The 7,613-nt window shown below is 31.7% G+C and carries 6 protein-coding genes; 1 reads left to right on the top strand and 5 read right to left on the bottom strand.

Going from position 1 to position 7,613, the window contains the following annotated elements:
* Positions 1-52 precede the first annotated feature (52 nt).
* The 3 genes from AAC024_RS15330 to pepT form a co-directional block, all read right to left on the bottom strand.
* Positions 53-1,195, bottom strand: coding sequence for a hypothetical protein (locus AAC024_RS15330; protein ID WP_339896368.1), 1,143 nt, complete (start codon positions 1,193-1,195; stop codon positions 53-55).
* Between the two features lie 160 nt (positions 1,196-1,355).
* Positions 1,356-1,784, bottom strand: coding sequence for a hypothetical protein (locus AAC024_RS15325; RefSeq protein ID WP_339896367.1), 429 nt, complete (start codon positions 1,782-1,784; stop codon positions 1,356-1,358).
* Positions 1,785-1,920: 136 nt separating this feature from the next.
* Positions 1,921-3,165, bottom strand: coding sequence for a peptidase T (pepT, locus tag AAC024_RS15320; RefSeq protein ID WP_339896366.1), 1,245 nt, complete (start codon positions 3,163-3,165; stop codon positions 1,921-1,923).
* Positions 3,166-3,467: 302 nt separating this feature from the next.
* Here pepT and AAC024_RS15315 point away from each other — a divergent pair, with 302 nt between their 5' ends.
* Complete coding sequence (locus AAC024_RS15315) at positions 3,468-4,499, top strand: quinone-dependent dihydroorotate dehydrogenase (RefSeq protein WP_339896365.1); 1,032 nt, start codon at positions 3,468-3,470, stop codon at positions 4,497-4,499.
* Positions 4,500-4,504: 5 nt separating this feature from the next.
* Here AAC024_RS15315 and AAC024_RS15310 read toward each other — a convergent pair whose 3' ends face one another.
* Both AAC024_RS15310 and AAC024_RS15305 read right to left on the bottom strand, forming a co-directional pair.
* Positions 4,505-6,433, bottom strand: coding sequence for a T9SS type A sorting domain-containing protein (locus tag AAC024_RS15310; protein ID WP_339896364.1), 1,929 nt, complete (start codon positions 6,431-6,433; stop codon positions 4,505-4,507).
* A gap of 155 nt (positions 6,434-6,588) precedes the next feature.
* The gene (locus AAC024_RS15305; protein ID WP_339896363.1) at positions 6,589-7,509 is read right to left on the bottom strand and encodes a spondin domain-containing protein; all 921 of its coding nucleotides are present in this window, start codon (positions 7,507-7,509) and stop codon (positions 6,589-6,591) included.
* Positions 7,510-7,613: the final 104 nt, after the last annotated feature.

The following is a 7,613-nucleotide window of genomic DNA, read 5'->3' as shown; positions in this document are numbered from 1 at the left end:
CGGTTCTGTGAGAGGTTTAGGGGTGCAATTCCCCTTTACCTACTCGACTTTTTTAGTTCTGAATTGCGGTTAACTTCCCGTTCTCAAAATATAAATAGTGTTTTAAACTATAAACCCATTGTTCTCTCTGTCCGTATGAAGTTGTTGTTGTGTTTATGTCTCTTGGATTTCCCCAAGATGTTCGACACATTTTTTCAGTCATTCCAATAACTACTTTTCCATCTGCTATGTAATTTCCGTATTTTGTTCCAAACTCATTGATACACTCCTGTCTAAACTTACGGTCATTCTCTGCCCATTCTGCTTCTCTTTTTCTTTGTTGCTCCTCTCTTATTTTTAACCTTTCCTCTTCTTTCAGTCTGTTAATTTCTTCTTGTCGTTTTTGTTCCTCAATTCCTTTTGGTGTTAAAAATTGAGTTCTTTTTACATTTAAAAGAGCGTCATATCCATTTGCCTGAACCGCCATTTCATCATTTTTTTCGTTTTTAAATACGAAAACAGGTTTTGAATAGATATTATTTTCTAAATCTACAAGACTGAAATCTGCACATTCCCACCAGCTACTTTTCTCAGCTGTGATTAATTGACCTGTATTAATATCTTTTACATTTTGTATTGTCTCTTGTAATTGTAGTTTTTTACCAAGTAATAGTGATTTTTCTTTTTCAAAATTACCCAATACCACGAAAGGGATAATCATTCCATCAGACAAATGTTGTTTTACTTCGGCAATTTTATAATAAGCTGTGTCTTTTAATTCTTTATTCACGAGTTTAAAATAAAACCCTTGTTCGTCATATTTAAATTTATTTTTGTCAGTTTGGTCAATAAAATCCTCAATTATGAAATACTTGCCTGCAATTTGACTGTAGTCAGATACGAAATTGTATTTGCCATTTTGAATTGGATGGTATTGGGTTTTTTCAATATTTCCAGCATCTTTTGGAACATTGGAAAAACCTGAATAACCGATTAAATCTCTTTCTTTAAAATTTTCCCATTTTTTTGATTTTGTAAGGAAAAATAATTCTTGTCCAATGTAAATTCTTAAATCTTCTCTTGGATTGAAAGCTGATAGACTGTCATAAACTCTTGGTTTAGATACTACTTTTTCCGCAACATCTCTTGTCGTTATTTGTCCGAAAGAGTATGAATAAATTATTAGGAAAATTAAATTAGTAAAGTTGATTTTCATTTCTGTTCTTTATTTTTTGTCAAATGTTTGCTAACGTTTATGGAAAGTTACGTGTTTGTGTGCGAGGATTTTCCGAAGGAAAATCAGATGTAGCAAACGTGCAACTAACATTGGTTAAGCTAAAACTAGCAATTTTTTATATACGGTTTAGCCAACGTTTTTATTTTTTATTAATATCCGGTATTTCAGTCCGAAATTCACGAATTTTATTCAGGAGTTTCAATTGTTTTTCTCCGGTAAATCCAATTCTTTCGTTTTCCAAAAAAATCCAATTTTCGTCAACAATAGCTTGGTTTTGACGTTCTAAAACTGCTTGATAATCCAAATTTAATTGGTCAATACTTTTTTTAATCCAAATGATAAATCTTTGAATAAAGTCATTTTTATCCGTAAACCAAATTGAGTTTGAGTTAGTAAAAAGCAAGTAATTCTTTTCATTAGAAATCAAGTTGTTCATTTCAAAAATCTGTTTAAAAACAATTCCACTTCCTTTCATTTGTGACTTAAATTTAAGTCCAGTAATCTGACTTATTTTTTCATAAACTTCTTGTCCGTAATCAGGAATCATTTTTTCTGGGATTAGTTTCATTTTCAAATGTTGGCTAACGTTCCTTACGGATATGAAATCGTTTTAATACTGAAACAAGTTCAGCACATGTGTTTTATATCCGACGTTAAACGACTTAGTTAGCCGAAATTTTTTACAAAGTCAAGTTTTTTTTAAATTACTTCTTATTCTTCAAAGCCGTCAACTCTGCAATCTTACAAATCACCTCAGTAGCTTTAATCATACTTTCCACAGGCACATACTCGTAACGCCCATGAAAGTTATGTCCGCCAGCAAATATATTCGGGCAGGGTAATCCCATATAACTCAATTGCGACCCATCTGTGCCGCCACGAATGGCTTTAATTAATGGCTTAATATCAAGTTGTTTCATGGCGTCTTCAGCGATATCAACAATATGCATAACAGGCTCTACTTTTTCCTTCATATTAAAATATTGGTCTTTAATTTTGGTAGTAATAACTTCTCGACCATATTGCGAATTAAGTTCGTTAGTTAGCTTTACCATCACTTCTTTACGTGCTTCAAAATGCTTTTTATCGTGGTCGCGAATAATGTATTGTAAAGTGGTTTCCTCAACGTCACCAATCATATTATGTAAATGGAAAAACCCTTGATACCCCTCCGTATGTTCGGGAGTTTCCATTCTAGGAAGCGAGTTAATAAACTCTTGGGCAATGTACATGGAGTTTATCATTTTACCTTTTGCATAACCGGGATGCACAATTTTTCCTTTTATTTTTACAACGGCTCCTGCTGCATTAAAATTTTCATATTCTAATTCTCCAATCTGGCTCCCATCCATCGTGTAAGCCCAATCGGCTCCAAATTTTTCAACATCAAATTTATGAGCGCCTCTTCCTATTTCCTCATCAGGAGTGAAAGCCACTTTAATGTTTCCATGCTTAATTTCTGGGTGGTTAATTAGATATTCCATGGCAGAAACAATTTCACAAATACCTGCTTTATCATCGGCGCCTAAAAGTGTGGTGCCGTCTGTGGTGATTAAAGTCTGACCTTTATAAAGTAGTAAATCGTCAAAATAATCTGGTGATAACACAATATCTTCAGCTTCATTCAAAACAATATCTTCACCATTATAATTCTCAACAATTTGAGGTTTAACGTTGGCGCCTGTAAAATCTGGCGAGGTGTCAAAATGCGAAATAAAACCAATAGTTGGCACATCATGTTCTACATTACTTGGTAAGGTTGCCATGATATAAGCATTATCATCAATATTCACATCTTGCATACCTATAGTTTTGAGTTCTTCGGTAAGTTTGTTGGCCAAATCCCATTGCTTTTTGGTGCTTGGTGTGGTTTCAGAATTTGGGTCTGATTCCGTATCAATAGTGACGTAACTTACAAAGCGTTTTATAATGTGTTCTTTTGAAATCATGTAAATTAAATTTTGTTTTTAGTGTGATAATTGACAGCTTTTATTGGCTCTAATTTACGATTATTAAGCGTGAATAAGTAAGTGCAACTTGATTTTTTAATGATACCAAATAAACTTCAAAATAATCAACTAAATTGGTTTCTATTTCCTTTATATTTCAATGAAAAATAGAACCGTAACTAATGCTATGCTAATATTTTTTATTTCATCTAAAGAAAATATAATTCTAATTTATTGTTAATCATTTTAAAATTCATTTGGTATTACAAGATTTCAACTTATTTTTGCATTAAATAATATTGATGTATAAATCGCTATTACGCCCACTATTTTTTTCTTTCGATCCTGAAAAAATTCATCATTTCACATTTTCATTAGTAAAATTCACTTCAAAAATACCTGGATTTAAAGGACTCTTTAGAAGTTTATATGTTATTGAAGATGAACAACTAGAACGAAAATTATTCGGACTCACATTTAAAAACCCCGTAGGATTAGCAGCAGGTTTTGATAAAAATGCAGTGTTATACAACGAATTGGCAAATTTTGGTTTCGGTTTTATTGAAATAGGCACCGTAACTCCAAAAGGGCAAGTTGGAAATCCTAAAAAAAGATTATTCAGATTAAAAGACGACCAAGCTATTATTAACCGAATGGGATTTAATAATGAAGGTTTAGAGGCTGCAATCTCGCAATTAAAAACCAATAAAGGTAAATTGATTATTGGTGGAAACATTGGGAAAAACACGGATACTAAACCAGAAGATTATACACGAGATTATTTAGAGTGTTTCAATGCGTTACACCCTTATGTGGATTATTTTGTTTTGAATGTGAGTTGCCCTAATGTTGGGAGTCATGCTAAATTAAATGATAAAGATTACCTTGAAGAACTGATAGGCGCTGTACAAAAAGCAAATAAAACTTTTAAAAAGCAGAAACCCATTCTTTTAAAAATTGCTCCAGATTTAAACAACAATCAATTAGATGAAATTATTGAACTTGTAAATGATACTAATCTTGATGGTGTTATTGCGAGTAATACTTCAACAGATAGAACAGGTTTAAAAGCTTCAAAAGAAAGCCTTGAGGAAATTGGTAACGGCGGTTTAAGTGGGAAACCTGTAAAAGAAAAAAGCACCAAGGTTATAAAATATCTTTCTAGTAAGAGTCATAAAGCCTTTCCAATAATAGGAGTTGGTGGTATTCATTCTGCAAAAGATGCCCTAGAAAAATTAGATGCCGGAGCAGACTTAATTCAGATTTATACAGGATTCATTTATGAAGGACCAGGTTTAATAAAATCAATAAATAAAGCGATACTTAATAAGTAAAGACTTTATTTGATAATTTTTTTTACTACTCTTGATTTACCATTAGTTAAAGTAAGTAAATAGGTTCCTGAAGATAAACTACTAAAATCAATAGGGTTATTTGTTAACGTACCATTTAAAAAAGGTTGACCAACTAAGTTCGTAATTGTAAAGGTTGAAATATTTTCCAAATCATTATTCTTAACATAAAGCAAATCACCTTTAATTGGGTTAGGATAGACTTTATAAATATCATCAGATATAGCTGTGTAAATAGTTTTTACTAAAATATTATCAATAGCTATATCACCTTCCCAACCAGAACCTCTTACAGCTCTAAAACGCACTTTTATAGTTTCGTTGGTATAAGGTGATAAATTAACTGTTTTGGTGATAAAGTCATCACTTTGATTATTTTGTTGGCTTCCGTAAAGCGGTTCAATAACATCGTTTATATAACCAGAATCTGTTTTAATATCTAAGTGTAGTTCTCCAATATCTTTACCAAACATATGGTATGAAAATTCTAGTTCACTGTTTTGATAATTAACATCAATACATGGTGAAATAAATTCAGTTACATCACCTGGTTGTGCCCCAGATGCTTCTGCATAAATATAAGTGTTTAAATTACTTTCAGAATTCATATAGTTAGAAGGTCCTGTTTTACCAGATTGTGTGTCACCAAAATTTGAATACCAATAATAACCATTTCCAGAAACATCCTTACTTGTCCAACCATGCTTTTCAAGCATATTAAAATCTTCAAAACTCTCATCTAAAAGATCTATGTGTGTGCCAACTTTAATAAAATTAGTAAACTTTTTTCTTATTGTTTTAGACTTGTTTGATACTGTAAGTATGACATCATAAATACCAGCTTCAAAAGTGTGTGAAGGATTTTTCGAGGTATAGTCAACCACACCGTCTCCATCTACATCCCATTGCCATTCAGTCATGTTATCACTTATACTTTCAAAATTCACTGTTAGCAATTCTTCACACGTTTCACTTTCATTTACAGCTATGTCTGCATTAAATGATGGACATGATAAATAACTTTTAGTAGTCATATAAAACGCATACATTCTAGCTAATTGCTGTTCAGAGAAATGAATTCTACATTCTTTTCTAGAATATGACATTATGTTATTAGTGTCTGGGCTAAAAGCATCACCATTAGCATCCGTTTCTGTTCCTGTATAGTTACATGAACTATCAACTGTTGAACTTTTTAATCTTGGGTCTGCAGGTGTATCACAGATACCATCACCATCAGTATCACAATTACTACCATCAACTAACTCAGTAGTCATTGTATCATTATCAGGCCCATGTGTATGTAATAAAGAGAAAAAATGACCAAACTCATGCGGAAGAGAAGAACCATTAGTGGCGCAACTATTTTTCATAACCACAATATCATTTCTACCAACATTATCACTATAACCGCAAATAGCCTCGTTAGAGTCGTTTTCAATGTAATCTGTAAAATACATGTTTATTAAACCAGGAACATAGTTTGTTTCTATGAAACTTTTTTCGTCGCCTCTTTTAAAATGACTTAATTTGTCATCATCAATGTATTCAACACCGTCACACAAGAAAAATTCTAGAAAGGCATCGTTGTAAACTGAATTCAGATTTGAGATAGCATCATTAAGTTCAGCCATACTTAAACCCCTAGAACCATCAGAGTTTCTAATAATGTAAACTTTTACTGGTATAGAATTCACGACATTTGTTGGAACCGTTCCTCTGGCAGATTTAGCTGATAAAAATTCGTTCTCGTATTTTTTTAGTTGAGGTTTAATATTTTCGTAAAATGCTAGAGTATTTGAAGAGGTAATATTCCCGCAATTTTCCTCTTCTTTATTTTGAGAAAACAAGCAAGTGGACATCGATAAAAATATCGAAATCACTAAAGCGTTTATTCTGTAAGTTAAAATATTCATTTGGGGTGAAAACATTTACAATCAAATGTATACCGAAATGAATTTCTACTATAAAAAAAACGTTAAAATGTTAATTTATTCGATTAGTTAACAGTTTAGTAACACACTTATTAACATAATATAAACAATCAATGTGTTTCAGGCTCCTAAGCTTGTTATTCAATTACAAGTTTTTGAGTATGGCTTGCTCCATTTGCATCCAAAACTTTTAGTAAGTACATCCCTTTATTAAATTGTGATAAATCTAAACTTAATTTTGATGGATTTTGTTTCACCTCAATTTGTTTTACCAACTTCCCTAATACGCTATAAAACTCTATCGTTTTTAATTCAATATTTTGAATGTTTGAAATAGTAATATTTCCGTTAGTTGGGTTTGGGTAAAGTTTGACTTTTTCAAGAAAAGAAGTATGGTTTACATTTAAAACAGATTCTAAAGAAATTGTTAACTCTGCTACTTTTTCAGTATTAAAAGGTGGTACACCACTAATATTAGTTATTACTCCTTGTGGATTTGTTGCTGCATTTGATAATGAGTAAGTTGAACCTTCTTCAGTTCCAGCATCATAAGGAAAAAGATCTATAGTTATTGAAGATTTCCAATTATTGCTTTCTCTAAGATTTAATCCGTATACAGCAATCATCCAATCTGGACTAGGAGCAATCATGGATAGCATAGTAAGCAGAGGATAATCCTCATTAACTTCCAGTCCATTATAAACAATAGTGTTAGATGGGCTTGAAAGAAATAAATCGCCTGCATCAAAAAATTGTTGAGCATTGTTTGCATCTATCGCATTTTGAACATCAACTGTTTGAAACACACCTTGATTTCCTTGTTCAGCAATATTTTCTACGCCGGTCGTGGCAGTGCTTCCCATTTCGAGAAATGTTACATTACTATTATGATTAACACCAACTAAATCAGACCAATGTGGATTTCCAGGAAAAGAGTTACCATTATTATGGTCGGCAGTGTTCCAATAATTTGTAAAAGTAATGTTGTATGTTGCTACACTTTGGCTAAATGCGAAAAAAGACAATAAAAAAGTAAAAAGAAAAGTAATTTTTTTCATGATAGTATTTTTTATATATGAAACTTGTGTCGTAATTAGTTATTAAAATTTACATTCTTAAAAATAATAGTATTTTTATCAACTGAATTTCCTTAAGAATAAAT

Origin of the sequence: uncultured Algibacter sp. (assembly GCF_963976535.1) — a bacterium.
In the GTDB taxonomy this organism is placed as follows: domain Bacteria; phylum Bacteroidota; class Bacteroidia; order Flavobacteriales; family Flavobacteriaceae; genus Algibacter_B.
Note: the sequence above shows the minus strand (reverse complement) of the source record. Positions and strands in the feature narration are given on the sequence as shown.

Excerpts from the sequence above, each read along its gene's own strand:
- pepT (WP_339896366.1), bottom strand. The coding sequence starts at position 3,165 with ATGATTTCAAAAGAACACATTATAAAACGCTTTGTAAGTTACGTCACT.
- AAC024_RS15325 (WP_339896367.1), bottom strand. The coding sequence starts at position 1,784 with ATGAAACTAATCCCAGAAAAAATGATTCCTGATTACGGACAAGAAGTT.
- AAC024_RS15310 (WP_339896364.1), bottom strand. The coding sequence starts at position 6,433 with ATGAATATTTTAACTTACAGAATAAACGCTTTAGTGATTTCGATATTT.
- AAC024_RS15315 (WP_339896365.1), top strand. The coding sequence starts at position 3,468 with ATGTATAAATCGCTATTACGCCCACTATTTTTTTCTTTCGATCCTGAA.
- AAC024_RS15330 (WP_339896368.1), bottom strand. The coding sequence starts at position 1,195 with ATGAAAATCAACTTTACTAATTTAATTTTCCTAATAATTTATTCATAC.
- AAC024_RS15305 (WP_339896363.1), bottom strand. The coding sequence starts at position 7,509 with ATGAAAAAAATTACTTTTCTTTTTACTTTTTTATTGTCTTTTTTCGCA.